Source organism: Bifidobacterium thermophilum, assembly GCF_002846655.1.
GTDB classification, from domain to species: domain Bacteria; phylum Actinomycetota; class Actinomycetes; order Actinomycetales; family Bifidobacteriaceae; genus Bifidobacterium; species Bifidobacterium thermophilum.
On the sequence record NZ_PCGX01000008.1, the window covers coordinates 476,470 to 498,794 of the forward strand.

The following is a 22,325-nucleotide window of genomic DNA, read 5'->3' on the forward strand; positions in this document are numbered from 1 at the left end:
ACCCAACAACGCGAAGGGAGCGAAATGCCGAACCGAGCAGAGCGTCGCGCAGCAGCGAAGCGCAGCAAGCAGAACAAGGGAGTGCCTCAGCAGGCCAACGAAGCACAAGGTGGTAATCGTAGCGGACTCGTCGACGAGTACGCCCTGCAGGAACGTTCTCGCCATCTCGAAGAGCATGAGCAGGAGGGCGAGTGGAAGCCCTCTTCCAGCGTTCAAAAAGAGCGCCACGAAGACGAGGATATCACGCTCAACAACCCCAAAGTAAGCCATACCCCGCATTCAGTGCGCCAGGTATTGCGCATCATCACGTGGACGCTGATTCTGCTGTGCGCAATCTCATTCCTCGTCATCATGTGGATTCCGTCCGTGCCGATGTGGCTGATCATCACCATCGCCTCGGTCTTCGCCGTCGCGGTCATCAGCCTGTTCTTCGTCGCGGGCAACTCGAAGGACAATCCCAATCTCGACGCGAATGGATGCGCGATCTGACAGATCGCCATATGTGATTGGCCAATCCGCAGCCGATCAAGGTTCCGGCCCGGCGTATGTTGTATACGCCGGGCCGTGTTGTATACCCCCTGCGTATGCCCCGCAACTTTTGACCACATGTACCGCTGCGGCTTGTCCCGATTGCGGCAATCATGGCACGATGCACTCATATACTTCAGCACAACGTGACAGCACAACGCATCATCACAGAGAACGGGGGTCTCATGTTCATATCGAAGCCTATTCCTAAACCCACTTCGCAGTTCATCTCGACGTTCGCCCGAATCGTTTGCATCCTCATCACGTGCAATGTCATTGCTTTCCCGGCGCAAGGTTCGCATTCGGGGATTTCCGAAACTTCAATCCCCAGCGATCCCACACCGCAAAATCCGGACATCGTGTCGGTGACCGGACTCGCATCGTGCAGGAGCAACACCGAAGCAGTGAACCAGAGCACGATATCAACCCGCATCACAACATATCAACCCACTGCAGCCGATATGACGGCATCCGCCGAAACCGGCAGGAACCCAAATCGATCCCCAGCGGGATCGTCAGTGACAACCTCGTCAGCGCAAATGTCCGATATCCGCAACAGCAATACGTCAAACTCCGGCACCGCCCGCCAATGCCGTGCGCGGATGGTGTTACCGGTCGCCGACGCTCACATTTCCAAGGCCTTCGACCGTCCGTCCATGCGCTGGGCCACGGGACACAGGGGAGTGGATATCACGGCCGGCACTGGCACTGCCCTCATCGCGCCCGATGATGGCGTCATCGCCTTCAACGGAACGGTCGCCGGCAAGGACGTGATCAGCATCAAGCACGCCGACGGGCTGACATCAACATTCGAACCGGCGCACAGCGACTTGGAAACCGGCGATCCGGTTTTCAGAGGCCAACCTTTTGGTGTCGCCGATGGGTTGTCCGATCATTGCCTTGATCTCTGTGTCCATTGGGGCGTCATGGACGCGTCCGACGACTATCTTGACCCGTCAACGTTGATTCTGCCCAGAACCATCGCGCTCAAACCTGTACAGGTCGGCGATTGAAGCCCTCGCGAGGAACATCGGATCAGACATCGCAGACATCACAGCCGTGACAGCAGACTTACAGCCATACCCACCCGGGCGAAAAACACCATGCCTAAACAATCACAACCCTGCATCGGCCAAAGTGACATACCCCGTATCGATCAGCTCGCTCTTGAGATTCGACGCACTGACCGCGATAAGCGCTTGTGTGAGCGTGGGCACCGACTTGCCGTTGATGGTGGTCTTGCTCACGGATTTCAGGATGGTGACCGAACCGCCTAACGCCAGCCGCTTGCTCACCTTCGCGATGCCGGACGCCAGCGTCGCACGGTCTTCGAGAGCGGTCATCCACAACTTGCCGTTCACAATGTCAGGGAGCATATCGGTGTACGCCCCGTATCCGGTGACGATCGGCCATTGCAAGGTGTCATCGTCAGCCGGCGAGTACGGCTGGGAACCTGCCGGGGCTGGAACGGCTGATTTGGTCAAATCCTTATGACCGGCGAGATTGCCGACAATACCCATGATCGATATCGAGGGGTTGATTTCCGCCGAAGACCCTTCGTACCCCAACGCATCGAGCTCTTGGACGATCACCGAGGCGATGTAGTCGTTCATTGCGATGATACCGTCGATATGAACGGGTTGCGTGTCTTCATCGGGTTGCAATCTGGAATCAAGCTCTTGCTTGATGTCATTGTCGTCGGACGCCGTAAAAGCCACGGAACTCCAGCTCGTCGCCGACGTGGAGGCGTTGAGCGTGTCTGATGCGCTGACCACCGCTCCTGACTTGAAATACGGCCCGAGCACATCCCAGATGCCTTTGAACGCCTCTTTGGCGAAGGCCATGGAGACGGACTGGTCCTCATCTTTGGCGGAACCGACAGGCAGGAAGACTTCTATGGTTTTCGGATGCGATGATGATGCGGAGTCCAGTTGCAGTTTACTGACGAGTTGCTTCGCTTGGATTTGCCCGATATTGCGTGCTGTGGACATCTGGACGAACACATCAGGCGTGAATCCGCTGATGTCGTTGGATAGCACGATGACATGCATGCCTGATTTGCGTGCGAGCGTCAACGCGCTGGCGAGCCGCTGGTCCGCCTCGGTGTCGGTGCTGCTTGAGTCATCCGCGTCCAAGGGCGTGGTGACGTAGTCGCCGTACTGCGTTGTGGTGCTGTCCGTTGATGCGCATGGAGCGACGATCAGCGTGGTGGTGGTGTTTGCGGACGCGGTCGTTGATGCGGTGTCGGCTGCCTGGGACACGACATAGTCTTGAATGTCTTGGCTTTGCTTGTCGAGATTGCTGTCGGTATGTGTGCTGATTTGTTTGGCGGTGAATCCTGTTTCGACAAGCTCGTCCTTGATCTGCGGCACGAGTTTCGCCCACTTGTTGAGCGGGGTGTGCTGCGAGATGGTGATGCCGTCGGACGGGGTGAAGATCGCGACTGATCCCAAGCGCGCGGTTGCGGTATCGGTTGGCTGCTGCTTGTCGCTCGCGCCGCACGCGCCTATGGATAACAGGCCGATGCATGCGACTGACGCGACCAAAGCCTTCAACGTGCCCATGCGATGGAATCCCATATCAACCTTTCCGTCCATACGTACTGACGCATGTTATACATTACCGGATACAGCAAAGCCCGGGAGCGTAGCGTTCCCGGGCAATACCTCCACGAATGGGTTTCGCTATTCGGCGAGCGCCTTGGACAGCTCCTCATCGAGGGCGTCCATGAAACCTTGGGTGTCGAGCCATGACTGATCGGGGCCGACCAGCATCGCCAGATCCTTGGTCATGCGTCCGGATTCCACGGTCTTGATGATCACCTTTTCGAGCGTTTCGGCGAAATGTGCCACTTCCGGCGTGTTGTCCAGCTTGGCGCGGTGCTTGAGGCCACCGGTCCAGGCGAAGATGGAGGCAATCGGGTTGGTCGAGGTCTTCTCGCCCTTGAGCCAACGACGGTAATGCCGGGTTACCGTGCCGTGCGCCGCTTCGGCTTCGACGGTTTGGCCGTCCGGTGTCATGAGCACGGACGTCATGAGACCGAGCGAACCGAAGCCCTGGGCGACGCTGTCGGACTGGACATCGCCGTCATAGTTCTTGCACGCCCAGATGTACCCGCCATGCCACTTCAGCGAGCTCGCCACCATGTCATCGATGAGGCGATGTTCGTAGGTCAGGCCTTCCGCGGCGTACTGGTCCTTGAATTCGGTTTCGAAGACCTCGGCGAAGATATCCTTGAATTCGCCGTCGTACGCCTTGAGAATCGTATTCTTGGTGGACAGATACACCGGCAGGTGACGCTGCAGCCCGTAACGGAAGCATGCCCGCGCGAATCCGCGGATGGATTCGGCCACGTTGTACTGCACCTGCGCAACGCCGGCACCCGGGTAATCGAAGACCACATGCTCAATCGGCTCGCTGCCATCGTCCGGAGTGAAAGTCACCGTGAGACGTCCGGGGCGATCGACCTTGAAATCGGTCGCCTTGTACTGGTCGCCGAACGCATGACGGGCGACGACGATCGGCTTGGTCCAGCCGGGAACGAGCCTCGGGATGTTGGAAATCACAATCGGCTCGCGGAAGATGGTGCCGCCGAGGATGTTGCGGATGGTGCCGTTGGGGGACTTCCACATCTTCTTCAGACCGAATTCCTTGACCCTGGCCTCGTCCGGGGTGATGGTTGCGCATTTGACGCCGACATGTTCACGCTTGATGGCGTTGGCCGCGTCGATGGTCACCTGGTCGTCAGTGGCGTCCCTGTTCTTGATGCCCAAATCGTAGTATTCCAAGTCGATGTCGAGATAGGGGAGAATCAGACGATCTTTGATATCCTTCCAGATCACGCGGGTCATTTCGTCTCCGTCGAGCTCGACGACCTTGCCTTCGACCTTAATCTTGGCCATGAATTGCCCTCCTCACGGGGTTGTGAAGGTTATGCGATATCTAATTCATACCGCAAACCCATAACGAATGTGTGACCGCGTCCACGATGTTGGACACTTCCGCCGCTTGAGCCGCTTCGAACGCCCCGATGCTGCATCGGGCTTCAGCTGGTGGAAACTTGATGGCGTTCGTCACGAGTTCGCATTAGCCTTGAAACCATGTCTCAGGAAATTGAAATCGGTCTGGGCAAGAAGGCCCGGCTCGCATACTCTCTGGATGATGTCGCCATCGTCCCGTCCCGCCGTACGCGCGATCCGCAGGACGTCAGCACGGCATGGCAGATTGACGCCTACGAGTTCGACATACCGGTCATCGCCGCGCCGATGGATTCGGTAACGAGCCCGGAAACGGCCATCGAAATGGGTCGTCTCGGCGGACTCGGTGTCCTCGACCTCGAAGGCTTGTGGACGCGGTATGAAGATCCCAAGCCACTACTCGACGAAATCGCCACATTGCCGGAAGAGCAGGCGACCCGTCGCATGCAGGAAATCTATTCCGAGCCGATCAAGCCTGAGCTGATTACGCAACGCCTTCACGAGATCCGCAAGGCAGGCGTGACCGTCGCCGGCGCGTTGAGCCCGCAGCGTACGCAGGAACTGTATTCCACCGTGATCGAAGCCGGTGTGGATCTGTTCGTGATCCGCGGCACTGCGGTGTCGGCGGAACATGTGTCCACTGATCATGAGCCGCTCAATCTCAAGAAGTTCATTTACGACCTTGATGTCCCCGTCATCGTGGGAGGCGCCACGAATTACACCGCGGCACTGCATCTGATGCGCACTGGCGCCGCGGGTGTGCTCGTCGGCTTCGGCGGCGGCGCTGTCTCGGGAACGCTCAACACCATTGGTCTTCAAGCCCCTATGGCCACGGCCATCGCGGATATTGCCGAAGCAAGGCGCGACTACATGGACGAATCCGGCGGACGGTATGTCCAGCTCATCGCCGACGGCGGCATGGGCTCGTCGGGTAACTTCATCAAGGCTCTTGCACTCGGCGCCGACGCGGTGATGCTGGGTGCGCCGCTTGCCCGTGCGACCGAGGCCCCCGGTCATGGCATGCACTGGGGTTCCGAGGCGCGGCATCAGACGCTTCCGCGAGGCAAACGCACCAATGTCGGTACCGTCGCCCCGCTCAAGGAGATTCTGTATGGGCCCAGCCATCAGGCTGATGGTACGACCAATTTCATCGGTGCGCTTCGCCGTGCCATGGCGTCCACGGGTTATGTGGACGTGAAGAATTTCCAGCGTTGCTCGGTGGTCGTTACCTCCTCCGGTCGCTGACCGAGGCAAGTTATCCACATATCCACAAATCCCGTCATGCCGGTTGACATGGCGGGATTTTTCTGTTCCCCTTGAATAGTCATCCGGCAACAGGCCGGCGAGCAATGAAGCCCGGAAGGGGGAACACCATATGAACGACAGCACCGAACTGTGGACATACCGGTACGAACGCAATCTGCCCAGAATGGAGGGCAATATCACTGTGGGCTCCTTTGGGTCACGGTTCCCGTGCGTATCGTCGGCTTCTTTCCCGAAGCCCCCGACACGTACAGTGTGAAATTCTGTCAGGAATACGCATTCCTCGTCTACAACATGGCGTGCATGCTCGCAGACACCTATCGCGGCCGCGGCGTAACGCCCTTATTACGCAAACATCTGGCGCCTCAATGCATCGAACGTCTTGAATTCATGTGGCAGCTGGTTGGCTGCTATGACATCCTCAATCTCGAAGATGAGAAAAACGCGATGATCAAAATGGTTCCACCTATGCCGCAATGGATCCATTTCGCGCTGGTGACCAGTGAGCTCATGGAATGCACGGTTAACGTCAACATCGGCACCATTGTGTTCCATTCGATGCTTGTCTTCCGCCGCAAAGCAAGCCGGTGGATTTGCGACCTCGCGGACATTGGCTGACCAATCCCAGCGAACATCCATGTTCCAAGCAAGTCATAGGACTATAGTTGAACACATGCTGAAAGAATTTTCTGTTGATCCGGTCTATCAGACCACGGATGACGATACGGTCTACTCGCTCCTCGCGAAGCGTGCGCAACGCGATCCGCAAGGAGCGATAGCTGAATGGCAGAGTGAACGCGACCGTGTATGGCATACGGCCAGCGCACAGGAGATGGATGACCGTGTCCGCGCGGTCGCCCGCGGTCTGTTGGGTATCGGCGTCAAGCACGGCAGCATGGTGGTCATCTACTCCGCCACCTGCTACGACTGGGCGATCGTGGACTTCGCATGCTCGGCGATCGGTGCGGTCACCGTACCGATTTACGAGACGGATTCCGCCAAGCAGGCGGCAGGCATTGTCCAGGATGTCAAGCCGATCATCGCATTCGCCGGCGATGAATCGCATGCCCATACGCTTGACGCCATCCGGCGTGACAGCCCTGACCTGACCTACGTGTTCAATTTCCAGACCGATGGGCTTAACGCCGTCGTTGATTTCGGGGAATCCGTCACCGATGACGAGCTCGCCCTCGCCATGAGCAAGGTCAAGGCCGACGACGTGTCGACCATTGTGTACACCTCAGGTTCGACGGGCAAGCCCAAAGGCGCCATGCTCACCAGCCGCAACTTCACCCACATCGTCTATGCTGGTTACGACGTGCTCGACGAGATGCTGTACCAGCCCAGCCGCCTGCTGCTGTTTCTGCCGCTTGCACACTGCTTCGCCAGGTACATCCAGTACACCGCGATCGGCGCCCAGGGCGTGGTTGGGTATATCCCTACCGCCAAGCATCTGCTCGCCGATCTGCGCAGTTTTAAGCCAACGTATCTGCTCGGCGTGCCGCGCGTGTTCGAGAAGGTTTACAATGCGGCTTCGCAGAAGGCCGGCGCAGGCTTCCAGGGCCGCGTGTTCGCCAAGGCGTTCAAGCATTTCGCCCAATGGTCGAAGGATGAGAACGAGCACCAAGGCCGTCACACTTTGGGGGAGCGGATCCACCATCGTTTCTACATGGCCACGGTCGGCAAATCGATGCGCTCCGCACTCGGCCCGAACCTCAAGTATCTTGCCTGCGGCGGCGCGCCTATCAATGCCGACCTCGCCCATTTCTTCAACGGGATGGACGGCATTACCTTCATCCAGGGGTACGGCATGACGGAAACCGCAGCTCCGTGCGTAGTCAACTTCGAAGACGCGAACGAAGTAGGTTCGGTCGGCCGCCCCGGCCCCGGCATCGCCATCAGGACGCTGGACGACGGAGAAGTCGAAATAAAAGGCCCGAATGTGTTCAAAGGCTATTTCAAGCAGCCTGAACTCACCGCTGAAGTCCTTGAGCCCGACGGCTGGCTGCACAGCGGCGATATCGGATATATCAACGACCGCGGATTCCTGTTCATCACCGGCCGCAAGAAAGATATCATCATCACCGCGGGTGGTAAGAACATCAGTCCGGCACCGTTGGAAGACACGATCAACACCTGCCCGATCGTCTCGCACACCGTAGTGATCGGCGATGGACGGCCGTTCGTGGCGGCGCTCATCGCGCTCGACGAGGAGATGACCCGTGATTGGCTGAAGAACCAGGGTATGGATGCCGAGATGCCAATGGAACAAATCGCGAACAACGATGCTGTCAGGGCGTTCGTGCAGCAGTACATCGATCAGGCGAACAGCTCCGTCTCCCGTGCGGAATCGGTGCGCAAGTTCGCCATTCTTCCCGATGATTTCAGCCAGGACGCCGGCACGCTTACCCCGAGCATGAAAGTGGTGCGCAAGAAGGTCATCGAGCGTTACGACGATATCATCGAGCATGTCATCTACACGCCGAAAGGCCCGTCCGTACCGATTCCCGCGACCGTGAAACTGTTTGACAAGACCGCGGAAACGGTATCGCAGGTCTCTGAGACCGTCAGCCCGAAGGTTAAGCAAGCGATTGACCAGGCCAAGTCGAATATGGCCGAACTCCGCGCCAAGCGGCAGGGCGAAAACTCCGACGAGGAACTCGCTCAGGGCACGGATGCCGAGACCCAAGACAACGGCACTGAGAACACCAACGAGACAGAGGAGAAGTGACAATTGGCAATCCGAGAGATTCGAGTAATTCCCGACCCCATCCTGCGCACCCCGTGCGATGAGATCACCACAATCACGCCGGCGATCCGCCGTTTGGTGCAGGATCTGCTCGACACCGTCGACGATCCCGGTCGCGCCGGACTTTCAGCGAACCAGATCGGCGTGGGTCTGCGCGCCTTCTCATACAACATCGAAGGCAAGGTCGGCTATGTCCTCAACCCGGTAATCGAAGACAAGCAGGGCGAACAATACGGCGATGAAGGCTGCCTGTCCGTACCCGGCTTGTGGTACAAGACCCGTCGCGCCGATTACGCCCGGGTGCGCGGCATCGACCTCGACGGCAAAACCGTCGTGCTCGAAGGCAAGGGCATCATGGGAAGAATGCTGCAGCATGAGACAGACCACCTCGACGGCCATATTTATCTGGACCGGCTGGAGAAAAGCGAGCGCAGGGCCGCAATGAGGCAGTTGCGCGGCGAACGCTGATCTGACGGTTGGTTGTGTGATGGCACGGATCGGGAAATCCCCGGTCCGTGCTATTATTTTGCCCCGTGCGCCACATCGCTTCCATGCCAGTCGCGCGGCAGGGAGGCACCCATTGTCCAACCGGCGCATAATTCGCGTCATGTCCGCGACGCCCCGTGTCGGTCGGCCTGGTATCAGGTTGCACGCGGAGGCACATGGCCAGGCAATAACCGACAATGAAAGGTAGCAGTACCATGGCTCAGATCACTATGAGCGACATGCTGAAGGCCGGTCTCCATTTCGGCCATCAGACCCGCCGTTGGAATCCGAAGATGAAGCAGTACATCCTCATGGAGCGCAACGGCATCCACATCATCAATCTGTTCAAGTCCCTTGATCTGATTGACGTCGCCTACGACTTCATCAAGGAGACCGTTGCTCACAACGGCACGGTTCTCTTCGTGGGCACCAAGAAGCAGGCGCAGGAAGCCATCAAGAACCAGGCGACCCGCGTCGGTATGCCGTATGTCTCCGAGCGCTGGCTCGGCGGTATGCTTACCAACTTCCAGACCGTGTCCAAGCGCGTCGCCCGTCTCAAGGAACTCGAAGAGATGGACTTCACCGACGTGCGTGGTTCCGGCCTGACCAAGAAGGAACTGCTGCTGCTTGAGCGCGAGAAGGACAAGCTGGAGAAGCAGCTTGGCGGTATCCGCAACATGAACCGCACTCCTTCGGTGCTGTTCGTCGTGGACATCAACAAGGAAGCGCTGGCCGTCTCCGAAGCCCACAAGCTGGGCATCCCGGTGGTCGCCATCGTTGACACCAACACCGACCCGGATCTGGTTGATTACCCGATTCCGGCGAACGATGACGCGATCCGCGGCATCGAACTGCTCACCAGCCTGATGGCTGACGCCGTAGCCGACGGTCTGCTCGAGCGTTCCGGCAAGGCGGCCAAGGCCGATGACAAGTCCGAGCAGCCGATGGCTGCTTGGGAGAAGGAGCTCCTGACCAAGGACGCCCCGACTGCCGAGGCCGAAGAAGCCAAGAGCGAAGAGCCCAAGGCCTGATTCGCGGCATTTGTTATCCTAGGCGGCGGGAGACCAACCATCTCCCGCCGCTGGGTATCACTTCAAAATCAAGAGGAGACAACACATGGCAGCTATCACTGCAGCTCTGATCAAGCAGGTGCGTGAAGAAACCGGCGCCGGCATGATGGATGTGAAGAAGGCTCTTACCGAAGCCGAAGGCGATGTCGCCCGCGCCAAGGAAATCATCCGCGCAAAGGGCATCGCGGCAGCGGGTAAGCGCGAAGGCCGCAAGGCCCAGGAAGGCACCATCGCGTCTAAGGTCGTCAAGACCGCGGACGGCGAGGTCGGCTACGCTGTTGAGATCAATTCCGAGACCGATTTCGTGGCAAAGACCCCGAAGTTCGTCGAGTTCGCCGAGTCCGTGCTGGACGCAGCCATCGCCGCCGACGCGAACAACGTGGACGACGTGCTTGCAGCCAAGACCGCTGACGGCGATGTCAAGCTGGACATCGAACAGGCCGCCGCGCTCTTCGGCGAGCATGTCAAGGTCGGCCAGTTCGCCAAGATCGCTGGACCGCATGTCGAGATCTACGCGCATCGCAAGTCCGCCGAAATGCCGCCGTCCATCGTGGCCCTCATCGCCACTGACGAAGCCGGCGAAAAGGTCGCTCACGAGGCCGCGCTGCAGATTTCCGCGATGAGCCCGCGCTGGCTCACCCGTGAGGACGTCGATCCGGCCGTTCTCGAGTCCGAGCGTCGTATCGCGACCGAGAAGACTTCGGATGAGCTCGCCGCCAAGGGCAAGCCGCAGGCAGTCATCGACAAGATTGCGCCGAAGATCGTCGAAGGCCGTCTCAACGCTTTCTATAAGGAAACGGTGCTTCTGGATCAGGATTACGTCAAGGATCCGTCCAAGACCGTCGGCAAGCTGTTCGACGAAGCCGGTGCGAAGGCAATAGCTTTCGCCCGTATCGAAGTCGGCAAGGGCGACGAAGAGGACTGAGCCTCTGACAGCCCGCCCCGTGCCATCACCTGAGGGGTCGGGGCTACGGACGCGAACCGGTACCCGCCGTAGTCAGTTTCAAGCAACTGGCCGCGGCGGGTTTTCCTATTTTGGCGGTTGCGATATCCCCAATGCGGTGATGCAACACCCGCGTGCGAGTCGATGTACGCCTGTCGTTCATCGACGCTACAGTGGTTAGGCGGCAATGATAAGACAGGCATAGAAAGGCCCAAATATGACTGGCACGGATAAGCCACGCAGGGTGTTGCTCAAGCTCTCAGGCGAAGCCTTCGGCGGGGGAGCAGTCGGCATTGATACGAAAGTGGTGCGGCGCATCGCCCAGGAAATCGTTCCCGCAGTACGTCAGGGTGTTCAGGTAGCCATCGTCACCGGCGGCGGCAACTTCTTCCGCGGAGCAGAACTTCAACAGGCCGGCATCGACCGCAGCCGCGGCGATTACATGGGCATGCTCGGCACCGTTATGAACTGCCTCGCATTGCAGGACTTCCTCGAGCAGGAAGGCCAAGCCACCCGTGTGCAGACGGCCATCGCCATGGGGCAGGTCGCCGAGCCGTATATCCCGCTCAAGGCCATCAGGCATCTGGAAAAGGGCCGCGTGGTGATTTTCGGCGCCGGCGCCGGCATGCCGTATTTCTCAACTGACACGGTTTCCATCCAGCGTTCCTTGGAAATCCATTGCGACGAGGTGCTGATGGGCAAGAACGGCGTCGACGGTGTCTATACCGCAGACCCGCGAAAAGTCGAAAACGCGCAGCGTTTCGCCACGCTCAGCTACAATCGCGCCCTTGTCGACAACCTCGCTGTCATGGACGCGTCCGCATTGTCCATGGCACGCGACAACCGCAAGCCGATCCGCGTATTCGGGCTCGAGGAGCCGGGCAATGTCACCAAGGCCCTGCTCGGCGAACAGCTCGGCACGCTCGTGTCAACCGCCCAATCGACGCTCGTCGACTGAACATCAAGGGTCGTGCGCCGATTCGACGCCGCATGACGATACAATAAGAACAACCAGTCGTTCAACGACGAATCCGCCAAAGGAGATAGCATGGCCACAGTCATCGAACAAGCCAAGGAACAGATGGGCAAGTCCGTCGAAGCCACCAAGGAGAACTTCACCGGCATCCGTACCGGGCGCGCGAACCCGGCGCTGCTCAACGGCCTGACCGTCGAGTATTACGGCGTGCCTACGCCAATCAAGGCCGTCGCCACCATCGGCGTTCCAGAGCCGCGTACTCTGGCGGTCACTCCTTATGACGCCTCACAGGCGAACGCCGTCGAAAAGGCCATCCGCGACTCCGATCTCGGCGTCAGCCCCCGCAGGGAGGGCAGCGTCATCTACGCGACCATGCCCGAGCTGACCGAGGAACGCCGCAAGGAATATGTGAAGATCGCCAAGACCAAGGCCGAAGAGGGCAAGGTGGCGGTTCGTAACATCCGGCGCAAGGCCAAGGAAACCATCGACAAGTCCGTCAAGGACGGCGATATGGGCGAGGACGACGGCGATCGCCAGCTTAAAGAGCTTGACAAGATCACCAAGCAGTTCACGGACGAACTTGATTCTCTGCTGGAAACCAAGCAGAAGGAGATCATGGAGGTCTGAGGACCCCTACACGACGGGCCTCGATCATGCCGTGCACACGGATGTCGGGGCCCGTTTCCGATGGTGAGCCGATAAGGGATGATGATGGACAAACACGCAGAGCATGACGGTAACGCCGACGAAACGATAGAGGAAATCAACAAGAAGACGGGGCGTAACATGCCCCAGGCGATTGCCACGGCCGTCGTGCTGATCGCGATCATCATCGCATGCTTGGCGATCAGCATGGACGTGTTCATGGTGTTGCTCGTCGTCTTCATGATCCTGGCCTTGTGGGAGCTTCGAGTTGATTTCGCGATCGCCGGCATGCACATCCCTGTGGTGATGCTGTGGATTTGCTCAACGGTCACCCTGCTGGCAACCTACTATTCGCCTTGGCATGTGTCGACAATGGCCTTGTGCATCATGCTCTCAATCGTGCTCGTCGCACTGAGCGCCACCGCGAATTTCAGCTTCGGAGACCGGCTGAGCATGGAGGTTGAGCGGAAACTCGCGCAGACAAACGCCGGGGCACGGCTCGAATCCTCCTTCAATCACGGTTCCGCCACCATCCAGCACAGCCGGCTGACCAGTGTGGCGGTCTCCGTGTTCGCAGTGTTGTATATCCCGCTAATCGCTTCGTTCATCGCATTGTCGCTGACCTTCCACGGCCATGCTTTCGCCCATGCCATCATGATTGTGTTCCTTCCCGCGTTGAGCGATACCGGCGGCTTGTTCGCAGGCGCTTGGTTCGGCAAGCACAAACTGTCCCCGCGTATTTCACCCAAGAAGTCGGTGGAAGGGTTGCTCGGCTCGATTCTGTTCGCCATGGCTGGCGCGTTCGCCATCTTCGCATGCACCTACCCGTCTCTGTGGGCATCCCGCTGGTGGGTGCCGATCGTGGTCGGCATCCTCATGGGTATCGTGGGCACGTTCGGCGATTTGTGCGCATCCATGCTCAAGCGCGACATCGGCATCAAAGATATGGGCCATCTGCTCAAAGGTCACGGCGGGGTGATGGACCGCGTCGATTCCATTCTGCTGACCGCCCCGTTCATGATGGCGTTGCTGTATGTCACCGGCTTGTAACCTGATACGCCGGTCGGCATCATCAATGACAGCATTCCATGAGTACGCCCGCAATACAAGAAGCAAGCAACACAACTGACAGGAGCATGTATGGCTACGCACGATGACGGCGATGTGAACTCGGGTCAGACACCGGAAACCGGTATCACACCCGGAGGCACCACTGGCGCATTCCGCGATGTGCTCGCAAAGGACCATGCCCGGCGCGGCAAACCGCCAGTTCATCTGGTCGATATGAGCCCCGAGGAACGCGTGGCTGCGGCGAAGGCCATCGGCATGCCCAAATTCCGTGTCAAGCAGCTCGCCAACCACTATTTCGCGCATTTCGACGCGGATGTCGAATCATTCACCGATTTTCCGTCGAAACTCAGCGCCACCGCGCAGGAGGCGTTCTTCCCGGAACTCATCCATGAGGTCACGCACCAGAGCGCAGACGAGGGAACGACAATCAAGACGCTGTGGCGCTTGTTCGATGGGGCCATGATCGAATCCGTGCTCATGCGATACCCGAGTCGCACCACCTTGTGCATCTCAAGCCAGGTCGGTTGTGGGATGGGCTGCCCATTCTGCGCCACCGGTCAGCTCGGACTGACGCGCAACATGTCGACCGGCGAGATTCTCGAGCAGGTGCGCATCGCGGCGAAAACCGCTCGCGACGGCGGCATCACCGGCGGTCCATGCCGATTGAGCAATGTCGTGTTCATGGGCATGGGCGAGCCGATGGGCAACTACCGTTCCGTCATCAGCGCGGTCCGGCAGATCAGCGCGATGCCTCCGGAGGGGTTCGGCATCTCCGCACGCAACATCACCGTCTCAACGGTCGGCGTCGTGCCCGGCATTCGAAAACTCGCCCAAGAGGGGCTGCCTGTCCGTCTTGCGGTGTCGCTGCATGCCCCCAGCGACGAGCTGCGCGATGAACTCGTCCCGATGAACCGCAGGTTCAACACCACACAGGTGCTCGATGCCGCTCATGACTATTATCTGGCGACCAAACGCCGGGTGAGCATCGAATACGCACTGATGCGGGGAATCAACGACCAGGCGGAACATGCCCGACTACTCGCGAAACGATTGAATCACTACGGCGATGATTGGGCGCATGTCAACCCAATTCCGCTTAACCCTATCGAGGGATCGAAGTGGACCGCGTCCAAACCGGAAGACGAGCGCCAATTCCTTGACATCCTCCACCACGCAGGCATCACGGCGACCCTGCGGGACACCCGTGGGCAAGATATCGACGGCGCGTGTGGGCAGCTTTCAGCGAAATACAGGAAAACCGCTTGAGACGAACCGAATTCGGATTGCTCGCCCACTTCGTGAGACGTACCGCCGGATTGCTCTAGCCCAACGGCTATGGTGTGACGTGTAGGCAAGCTTCACCCTTCACACAAGGAGTCGCAAATGGCATTGGCGGTTCGCGTTATTCCGTGCCTCGACGTCGACGCAGGTCGTGTGGTCAAGGGCGTGCATTTCGAGAATCTCCGCGATGCAGGTGATCCAGTGGAACTTGCAGCCGAATATTACCGTCAGGGCGCAGATGAGCTCACCTTCCTCGATGTGACCGCCTCCACAGGGCATCGTCGCACCATGTTCGACGTCGTCAACAGGACGGCCCAGCAACTGTTCATCCCGCTTACCGTGGGCGGTGGAGTCCGTTCCGTCGACGATGTAGACCAGCTCTTGCGGTGCGGCGCCGACAAAGTCAGTGTCAACACTGCCGCAATCAACAATCCGACGCTAATCAGCGATATCTCCCAGCGTTTCGGTAGCCAGGTCCTCGTGCTTTCTGTGGATGCACGTCGCGAACGCGGCGAGCAGCACACGCAGTCCGGTTTCGAAGTGACGACCATGGGCGGCCGCCATTCCACCGGCATCGACGCGTTGTGGTGGGCCCGCCGGGCCCAGGAACTTGGAGCAGGCGAAGTACTGCTGAACTCAATGGATGCTGATGGAACCGAGAACGGATTCGATCTCGAGATGATCCGTGCGATGCGTTCGCAGGTCACCATACCGATTATCGCCAGCGGTGGTGCCGGCAAGGTGGAGGATTTCCCACCCGCCATCGAGGCCGGAGCCGATGCGGTCCTCGCAGCGTCAGTCTTCCATTACGGGAAGATGACGATTGGCGAAGTCAAAGCCGAGCTGCGCAAGGCCGGCTATACGGTTCGCTGACCCAACAGCATTCCGAGGACACATTGAGACATCCGGATATGGCCGTAACGCAATCAGGCCAGTCCACTATCCCGGAGTTTCTCTCATGTTTTCTTCAGTACCCGCTTTCCGCACCGGCGGACGGGAAATCCCTCGCCGATGCTTGGCGACAATGACATCCCAACAACAAGCCAACAGACAGGGAGCGAAACCCATGGCATCGAATGGCAATGATCCACAGCCGCAATACGACAACAGCACCGTGCTCGACCCAAGGATCGCCGCAAGACTCAAACGCGACGACAAAGGACTTGTGGCCGCGGTCATCCAGCAATACGACACGCGTGAAGTGCTGATGGTCGGTTACATGAACGATGAGGCTCTGAGACGCACACTCACCACCGGGCGGGTGACGTTCTGGTCCCGCTCACGACAGGAATACTGGCGCAAAGGAGACACGTCCGGACATGTCCAGTATGTCAAGGCGCTGAATCTCGATTGTGACGGCGACGCCATCCTCGTTGAAGTCGACCAGGTCGGAGCGGCATGCCACACCGGCAAGAGGTCATGCTTCGAACAGGGCGGTCCGCTGCCGGTGGTCGTCGGATATCGCACGAAGGAGCAGGAACAGCAATGAGCACGTGCAGTGTAACCAACCTGAGATGGGGCGAAACCTGGCCGGACCGCCGCCAATTCCTCGAGCTGGCCGACCAAGGGTACCGTGTCATTCCCATCGTGCGCAGGCTGCTCGCCGATTCACTGACGCCCGTGGGATTCTACGAACGGCTCGCCGGTGGAGCAAGCGGCACGTTCATCTTGGAATCCGCGGAATATGGCGGATCGTGGAGCCGGTACAGCTTCATCGGTGTGCATTCCATGGCGCAATTGCGTTCCGACCACGGCCAAGCCAGCTGGTTAGGCACTGTGCCCAAAGGCATTCCCACAAGCGGCGATGTCGCCGAAGTCGCGCATGCCACTCTGCGAGCGCTCAAGGCGCCTAACGTCGAGGGGCTGCCGAACCTGACGAGTGGACTGGTCGGCACGGTCGGCTGGGATGCCATCAGGCATTGGGAGCCGACGCTCAGCGCGAACGCACCCGATGAGACCGGTCAGCCGGAAACGGTGCTGGCGCTGGCCACGGATATCGCCGTCGTCGACCATGTGAACGGTTCGGTGTGGCTGATTGCGAACGCCGTCAACATGGATGATTCGCCTGCCCGTGCCGACCTCGCCTACGATCGCGCCGTCGAGCGCCTGAACACGATGGAGCGCAAGGCCGCAACCCCTGCCGAGGGCGAATCCCGGGTCAATGTTCTCGACCCGAGCGTCCCCAAGCCGGAACTTAGGTTCCGTACGCCCAAGGACCAGTACGAGCACGCGGTCGAACGCGCCAAGCAGCATATCATCGACGGGGACGTGTTCCAGGTCGTCATCTCGCAGCGTCTCGACATTGATTCCCCAGCCGATCCGATTGATGTCTACCGGGTGTTGCGCACGCTCAATCCGAGCCCGTACATGTACTTCTTCGCGCTGACGGACGCACAGGGCCGTGATTTCAATGTCGTCGGTTCGAGCCCGGAAACCTTGATCAAAGTGGACGACGGCCATGCGATGACCTTCCCGATTGCAGGATCGCGACCCCGCGGCGCCACCCCGGAAGAGGACGCCCGTTTGGAACAGGAACTGCTTGCAGATCCGAAGGAACGCAGTGAGCACATCATGCTTGTCGACCTGTCCCGCAACGATCTGAGCCGCGTATGCGTCCCCGATAGCGTGGAAGTCGTCTCCCTGATGGATATCAAACGGTTCAGCCACATCATGCACATCTGTTCGACGGTGACAGGCACGGTCAGCCCGGACAAAACCGTATTCGATGTCTTCACCTCGGCGTTCCCTGCGGGCACGTTGTCGGGAGCACCGAAGCCCAAGGCGATTGACATCATCGACCAGCTCGAACCCGCAGACCGTGGTATTTACGGTGGAACCGCCGGATACTTCGATTTCAGCGGCAACATGGATATGGCCATCACCATCCGCACCGCCTTCATCCGCGACCATCAGGCCTCGGTGCAAGCGGGCGCCGGCATCGTACTGGACTCCGTGCCGGCCAACGAGTGGCAGGAGACACGCAACAAAGCCGAGGCGAGCGTCGAAGCAATCCAGATTGCCGCGCAATTGCGTTCGCTGCAACCCGAGGATCCACGTCATGTGCGGGGATGAGCTGCGACACGTCCACGCGCACGCCGATGTACCGGCATGCGGGAATCCCTGTGGAATAACACGTCTGAATCGTTAGTCTTGGGAACAACTTCTGGAGGAACCATGTCAGTACTTGACGATCTTGTGGCAGGAGCCACACAAGACATGCATGAACGTGCGCAACGCACGCCGCTCGATGAGCTCAAACGGCTCACGGAGACGAGGACGCCGGCACTTGACGCCACGAAATGGCTCAAACGCGCCGATGCCATACCGGTCATCGCGGAAATCAAACGCGCATCGCCGTCCAAAGGGCATCTGGCCGATATTCCCAATCCGGCCGCGCTGGCACGCGAATACGAGACCGGGGGAGCAAGCGCAATCTCCGTGTTGACGGAAGGGCGTCGATTCCTCGGCAGCCTTGCCGATCTCGACCAGGTGCGCCAAGCCGTGCATATTCCGGTGTTGCGCAAGGACTTCATCACAGATGAATACCAGATCTGGGAAGCCAGGGCGCATGGAGCGGATCTGGTGCTCCTCATCGTCGCGGCGCTTGACGATGACCGCCTCGTCCAGCTGCTGAAGCTCACCCACGATTTGGGCATGACCGCACTGGTCGAAACCCATACGCGTGAGGAAATCGACCGTGCGCGCCATGCGGGGGCGAAGGTCATCGGCATCAACGCCCGCAATCTCAAAAATCTTCAGGTGGATGTCAGCAAGTATCAGGAACTTGCCGGCGATCTGCCTGATGATGTCATCAAAGTCGCGGAATCCGGCGTGTTCGGCAGTGTAGAACTCGAGGATTACGCGCGGGCCGGCGCCGATGCGGTGCTGGTCGGTGAAGGTGTCGCGACCGCTGACGACCATACCGCGGCGGTGCGCAGGCTAATACAGACAGGAGAACGCGTGAAAGCCTCAGAATCCACACCATTATCACAACATCAGGGCCCGTATTTCGGCAAGTACGGTGGCCGATTCGTTCCGGAGGCGTTGATTGGGGCGTTGGACGAGCTCGAGCGCGTCTACAACGAAGCCAAAGCCGATCCGGCGTTCCAGGCAGAGCTCAAGCGGCTCAACGAACAATATGTCGGCCGTCCTTCGAAACTCACCGAGGCCCCGCGCTTCGCCGAACGACTCAACAAGAAGACCGGACTCAACGCCCGTGTCTTCCTCAAGCGTGAGGACCTCAACCACACCGGTGCCCACAAAATCAACAACGCGTTGGGCCAGGCGTTGCTGGTCAAGCGCATGGGCAAGACCCGCGTGATCGCGGAGACCGGCGCCGGCCAGCACGGTGTCGCGACCGCAACGGTCTGCGCATTGCTCGGCCTCAAGTGCCGCATCTACATGGGCCAAATCGATGCCCGCCGCCAAGCGCTGAACGTGGCGCGTATGCGGCTGCTTGGTGCCGAGGTTGTCGAAGTAACTCAAGGATCGCGTATTCTCAAGGACGCCATCAACGAAGCGTTGCGAGACTGGGTCACCAACGTGGAGACCACGCATTACCTGCTCGGCACGGTCTGCGGGCCGCACCCGTTCCCAACCATCGTGCGTGACTTCCAGAAGATCATCGGCGAGGAGGCCAAGGAACAGCTCAAGGACATCTACGGCATCGACCATCCGGATGCGATCTGCGCTTGCGTCGGCGGTGGTTCGAACGCCATCGGCATCATGAACGCCTTTCTCGATGACCCCCGTGTCAACCTGTACGGGTTCGAAGCCGGCGGCCACGGCATCGAATCGGGCGAGCACGCCGTACGTCTGACCCCGGGGGCGGCGGATCTGGGCCTGTTCCAAGGCGCTGAATCCTATCTGCTGGAAGATTCCGAAGGACAGACGAAGAACACGTATTCGATTTCCGCCGGCCTTGATTACGCCTCCGTCGGCCCCGAGCACGCGTGGCTCAAGGACATCGGCCGCGTACAGTACTCGTATGCCACCGATGACGAAGCGATGAGCGCGTTCAAAGATCTGTGCGAGACCGAAGGTATCATCCCAGCCATCGAAAGCTCCCACGCAGTCGCAGGCGCCTATAAGGCTGCCGCCGATCTCAAGGCGAAGGGGTACACCAATCCGGTGATTGTGGTCAACATCTCTGGACGAGGAGACAAGGACGTGGCCACAGCCGGCAAATGGTTCGGCTATCTGACCGATGAACAAAGCAAGGCGCTGGAAGCCAACGGCGCACACGGCACGAGCGTAGATGGAGAGTGAACGATGACCAACCCCGCAACAACCCCTTCAGGACAGCCTCTCGGCATCAGCCATAAACCGAGCAAGACCCGCGCGATGTTCGATGACTTCAGGAAGCGCGACGAGCCCGCGTTCATCGGATACCTGCCGTATGGTTTCCCGGATTCCGAATACTCGCTCAAGGCCTTCGACACGATGGTCCGCCATGGCGTCAACGCCGTGGAAATCGGCCTGCCGTATTCCGACCCGGTGATGGATGGCCCGGTCATCCAAGCGGCGTCGAAAATCGCAATCGACAACGGCGAGCGCATCGCCGACGTGTTCAAAGCGGTGGAAACCGTGGCGAACGCTGGCGGCGTGCCGCTGGTTATGAGCTATTGGAATCTCATCTTCCATTACGGTGTGGAACGTTTCGCGACCGATTTCGAGAACGCCGGTGGCGCAGGTATTATCACGCCTGATCTGATTCCCGACGAAGCCGGTGAATGGATAGAGGCGTCTGACCGACACGGTCTCGATCGAATCTTCTTGGTGTCTCCAGACACTTCGGATGAGCGTCTGCGCATCGTCGCGGCGAACGCACGCGGTTTCGTGTATGCCGCATCCCGTATGGGCGTCACCGGCGAGCGCACGACCCTGTCCGCCTCCCCGGAGCGTCTCGTCGCCCGGACCAGGGATGCCGGCGCACAGAACGTATGCGTCGGCATCGGCGTGTCCACCCCCGAGCAGGGCGCACAGGTCGGATCGTATGCGGATGGCGTGATTGTCGGTTCCGCGTTGGTGCACACCTTGCTCGATGATTCTGCACGCACCCCGAAGCCGCTCGACGAAGGCCTGTCAGCGTTGGCAGCCAAAACAGAGGAGCTCGCTGAGGGCATCCACAACGCGCGGCACTGACACCATGCGCTGAGGCGCTCGGTCGGTCGGCCCGCCTTCACGTACCCCCGCGCCAATGATAGGACCCCACCAAGGTGATGCTTGGTGGGGTCCTGTGGTATTCGTTCCGTATCCTCGCCTGGTCACAGCCGACCTAAGCTGCTGTACTGCTGTATTTCAGTAATGTAATACAGCAGTACAGCAGGAGCAAAGACAGCCCGGGAGTAATTGCCCGCCCACGACGCGCGCCAATCCGCCACATCGGCACGTTATCTCCATCGTCTACTACCATCAAGGAATCATGACACTGGCTTATATCCCGTCCCCGTCGATTTCGCAGTTCACCGTCGGCCCGGTGACCATCCATTTCTACGCGCTGTGCATCCTCGCCGGCATCATATGCGCGGTGTGGATCACCACGAACCGGTGGAGGCATGCCGGGGGCACATTCGACCAGATTCTCGACATCACGCTGTGCGCTGTGCCGGCCGGCATCATCGGCGCGCGGGTGTACCACATCATCACCACGCCGGAACGCTTCTTCGGTCCCAACGGCGATTGGGTCGAGATGTTCCGCATCTGGAACGGCGGACTCGGCATCTGGGGCGGTGTCGTCTTCGGTGCCTTGGCCGCATGGGCATGGTGCCGGCACAAGCATTACCCGATGGCCTTGCTCGCCGATTGCGTGGCACCGGGGCTCTTGGTCGCCCAAGCAATCGGGCGTCTGGGCAACTGGTTCAATCAGGAACTGTACGGAGCGCCCACCACTCTTCCTTGGGGGCTGAAACTCAACACTGCGGGAACCGCCATCGGCAGCATGGAGCAATGCTACGACGGCTCGACCTGCCCGACAGGCACTCTGTTTCACCCGACCTTCCTCTACGAGATGATTTGGAACCTCATCGGCGCCGCACTGCTCGTGTGGATCGGGCACAAGGCGTACCGCACCCTCAAATGCGGATCCCTGTTCGCGCTGTATGTCATGTGGTACACCGCTGGACGCACATGGATCGAATGCTTGCGCATTGATTTCGCCCACGAGTTCCTCGGCGTGAGGATCAACGTATGGGTATCCATGGTGGTGTTCGTCCTCGGCGCCATCGCCTTCGTCATCCTGCAACGGCGCGGAAAAGACAGTTCGCTGCTTGCGGAACGCTTGCGTACCCAGACCGAGCTGGAAGCCAGCACAATCGAGGCATGACCTGCCCGGCGG

General features: G+C 59.5%; 20 protein-coding genes. 18 read left to right on the forward strand and 2 right to left on the reverse strand.

The genetic code is table 11. From position 1 onward, the window contains the following. Positions 1–24 precede the first annotated feature (24 nt). Together CQR48_RS04605 and CQR48_RS09135 are read left to right on the forward strand one after the other, a co-directional pair. Entirely contained in the window at positions 25–489 is a 465-nt protein-coding gene (locus tag CQR48_RS04605; protein ID WP_033505556.1) for a membrane protein, read from the forward strand. A gap of 557 nt (positions 490–1,046) precedes the next feature. Further along, a complete protein-coding gene (locus CQR48_RS09135) occupies positions 1,047–1,541 on the forward strand; it encodes a M23 family metallopeptidase (RefSeq protein ID WP_180335116.1) in 495 nt (164 codons plus the stop codon). A gap of 102 nt (positions 1,542–1,643) precedes the next feature. Here CQR48_RS09135 and CQR48_RS04615 read toward each other — a convergent pair whose 3' ends face one another. Both CQR48_RS04615 and CQR48_RS04620 read right to left on the reverse strand, forming a co-directional pair. Next, positions 1,644–3,125: a substrate-binding domain-containing protein gene (locus CQR48_RS04615; RefSeq protein ID WP_425513411.1), complete on the reverse strand. Its 1,482-nt coding sequence runs from the start codon at positions 3,123–3,125 to the stop codon at positions 1,644–1,646. Between the two features lie 87 nt (positions 3,126–3,212). Beyond that, positions 3,213–4,430 carry an NADP-dependent isocitrate dehydrogenase gene (locus CQR48_RS04620; RefSeq protein WP_101452140.1) on the reverse strand — a complete coding sequence of 406 codons (1,218 nt, stop codon included), beginning with the start codon at positions 4,428–4,430 and terminating at the stop codon, positions 3,213–3,215. Between the two features lie 198 nt (positions 4,431–4,628). On the opposite strand from CQR48_RS04620, the gene CQR48_RS04625 reads away from it, so the two are divergent. From CQR48_RS04625 to lgt, 16 genes are all read left to right on the forward strand, one after another. Next, entirely contained in the window at positions 4,629–5,750 is a 1,122-nt protein-coding gene (locus CQR48_RS04625) for a GuaB3 family IMP dehydrogenase-related protein (protein WP_015450532.1), read from the forward strand. 273 nt (positions 5,751–6,023) lie between these two features. Further along, positions 6,024–6,386, forward strand: a complete 363-nt coding sequence (locus tag CQR48_RS04630; protein ID WP_218971684.1) for a hypothetical protein — start codon at positions 6,024–6,026, stop codon at positions 6,384–6,386. A 55-nt stretch (positions 6,387–6,441) separates the two neighbouring features. Next, positions 6,442–8,499: an AMP-dependent synthetase/ligase gene (locus CQR48_RS04635; protein ID WP_101452142.1), complete on the forward strand. Its 2,058-nt coding sequence runs from the start codon at positions 6,442–6,444 to the stop codon at positions 8,497–8,499. A 3-nt stretch (positions 8,500–8,502) separates the two neighbouring features. Further along, positions 8,503–8,985 (forward strand): peptide deformylase, encoded by a 483-nt coding sequence (locus tag CQR48_RS04640; protein WP_015450535.1) that lies wholly within the window; start codon positions 8,503–8,505, stop codon positions 8,983–8,985. A 233-nt stretch (positions 8,986–9,218) separates the two neighbouring features. Continuing rightward, positions 9,219–10,034, forward strand: coding sequence for a 30S ribosomal protein S2 (gene rpsB, locus CQR48_RS04645; protein WP_015450536.1), 816 nt, complete (start codon positions 9,219–9,221; stop codon positions 10,032–10,034). Positions 10,035–10,119: 85 nt separating this feature from the next. Beyond that, positions 10,120–10,998, forward strand: coding sequence for a translation elongation factor Ts (tsf, locus tag CQR48_RS04650; RefSeq protein WP_015450537.1), 879 nt, complete (start codon positions 10,120–10,122; stop codon positions 10,996–10,998). A 235-nt stretch (positions 10,999–11,233) separates the two neighbouring features. Beyond that, positions 11,234–11,974, forward strand: coding sequence for a UMP kinase (gene pyrH, locus CQR48_RS04655; RefSeq protein WP_015450538.1), 741 nt, complete (start codon positions 11,234–11,236; stop codon positions 11,972–11,974). 90 nt (positions 11,975–12,064) lie between these two features. Next, positions 12,065–12,619 (forward strand): ribosome recycling factor, encoded by a 555-nt coding sequence (frr, locus tag CQR48_RS04660; protein ID WP_015450539.1) that lies wholly within the window; start codon positions 12,065–12,067, stop codon positions 12,617–12,619. 84 nt (positions 12,620–12,703) lie between these two features. Then, positions 12,704–13,687 carry a phosphatidate cytidylyltransferase gene (locus CQR48_RS04665; RefSeq protein ID WP_015450540.1) on the forward strand — a complete coding sequence of 328 codons (984 nt, stop codon included), beginning with the start codon at positions 12,704–12,706 and terminating at the stop codon, positions 13,685–13,687. A gap of 90 nt (positions 13,688–13,777) precedes the next feature. Further along, on the forward strand, positions 13,778–14,974 hold the full coding sequence (rlmN, locus tag CQR48_RS04670) for a dual-specificity RNA methyltransferase RlmN (protein ID WP_044288468.1): 1,197 nt from the start codon (positions 13,778–13,780) through the stop codon (positions 14,972–14,974). Positions 14,975–15,091: 117 nt separating this feature from the next. Continuing rightward, on the forward strand, positions 15,092–15,862 hold the full coding sequence (hisF, locus tag CQR48_RS04675) for an imidazole glycerol phosphate synthase subunit HisF (RefSeq protein WP_015450542.1): 771 nt from the start codon (positions 15,092–15,094) through the stop codon (positions 15,860–15,862). Positions 15,863–16,055: 193 nt separating this feature from the next. Continuing rightward, positions 16,056–16,478 carry a phosphoribosyl-AMP cyclohydrolase gene (gene hisI, locus CQR48_RS04680; protein ID WP_015450543.1) on the forward strand — a complete coding sequence of 141 codons (423 nt, stop codon included), beginning with the start codon at positions 16,056–16,058 and terminating at the stop codon, positions 16,476–16,478. Further along, a complete protein-coding gene (locus tag CQR48_RS04685; RefSeq protein WP_101452143.1) occupies positions 16,475–18,061 on the forward strand; it encodes a chorismate-binding protein in 1,587 nt (528 codons plus the stop codon). Before hisI ends, CQR48_RS04685 begins: the two co-directional genes overlap by 4 nt. Positions 18,062–18,163: 102 nt before the next feature. Next, on the forward strand, positions 18,164–20,257 hold the full coding sequence (trpB, locus tag CQR48_RS04690) for a tryptophan synthase subunit beta (RefSeq protein ID WP_033492563.1): 2,094 nt from the start codon (positions 18,164–18,166) through the stop codon (positions 20,255–20,257). Positions 20,258–20,260: 3 nt separating this feature from the next. After that, complete coding sequence (gene trpA / locus CQR48_RS04695) at positions 20,261–21,133, forward strand: tryptophan synthase subunit alpha (protein WP_015450546.1); 873 nt, start codon at positions 20,261–20,263, stop codon at positions 21,131–21,133. A 280-nt stretch (positions 21,134–21,413) separates the two neighbouring features. After that, positions 21,414–22,313, forward strand: coding sequence for a prolipoprotein diacylglyceryl transferase (gene lgt, locus CQR48_RS04700; protein ID WP_101452144.1), 900 nt, complete (start codon positions 21,414–21,416; stop codon positions 22,311–22,313). The last annotated feature ends 12 nt before the right edge of the window (positions 22,314–22,325 follow it).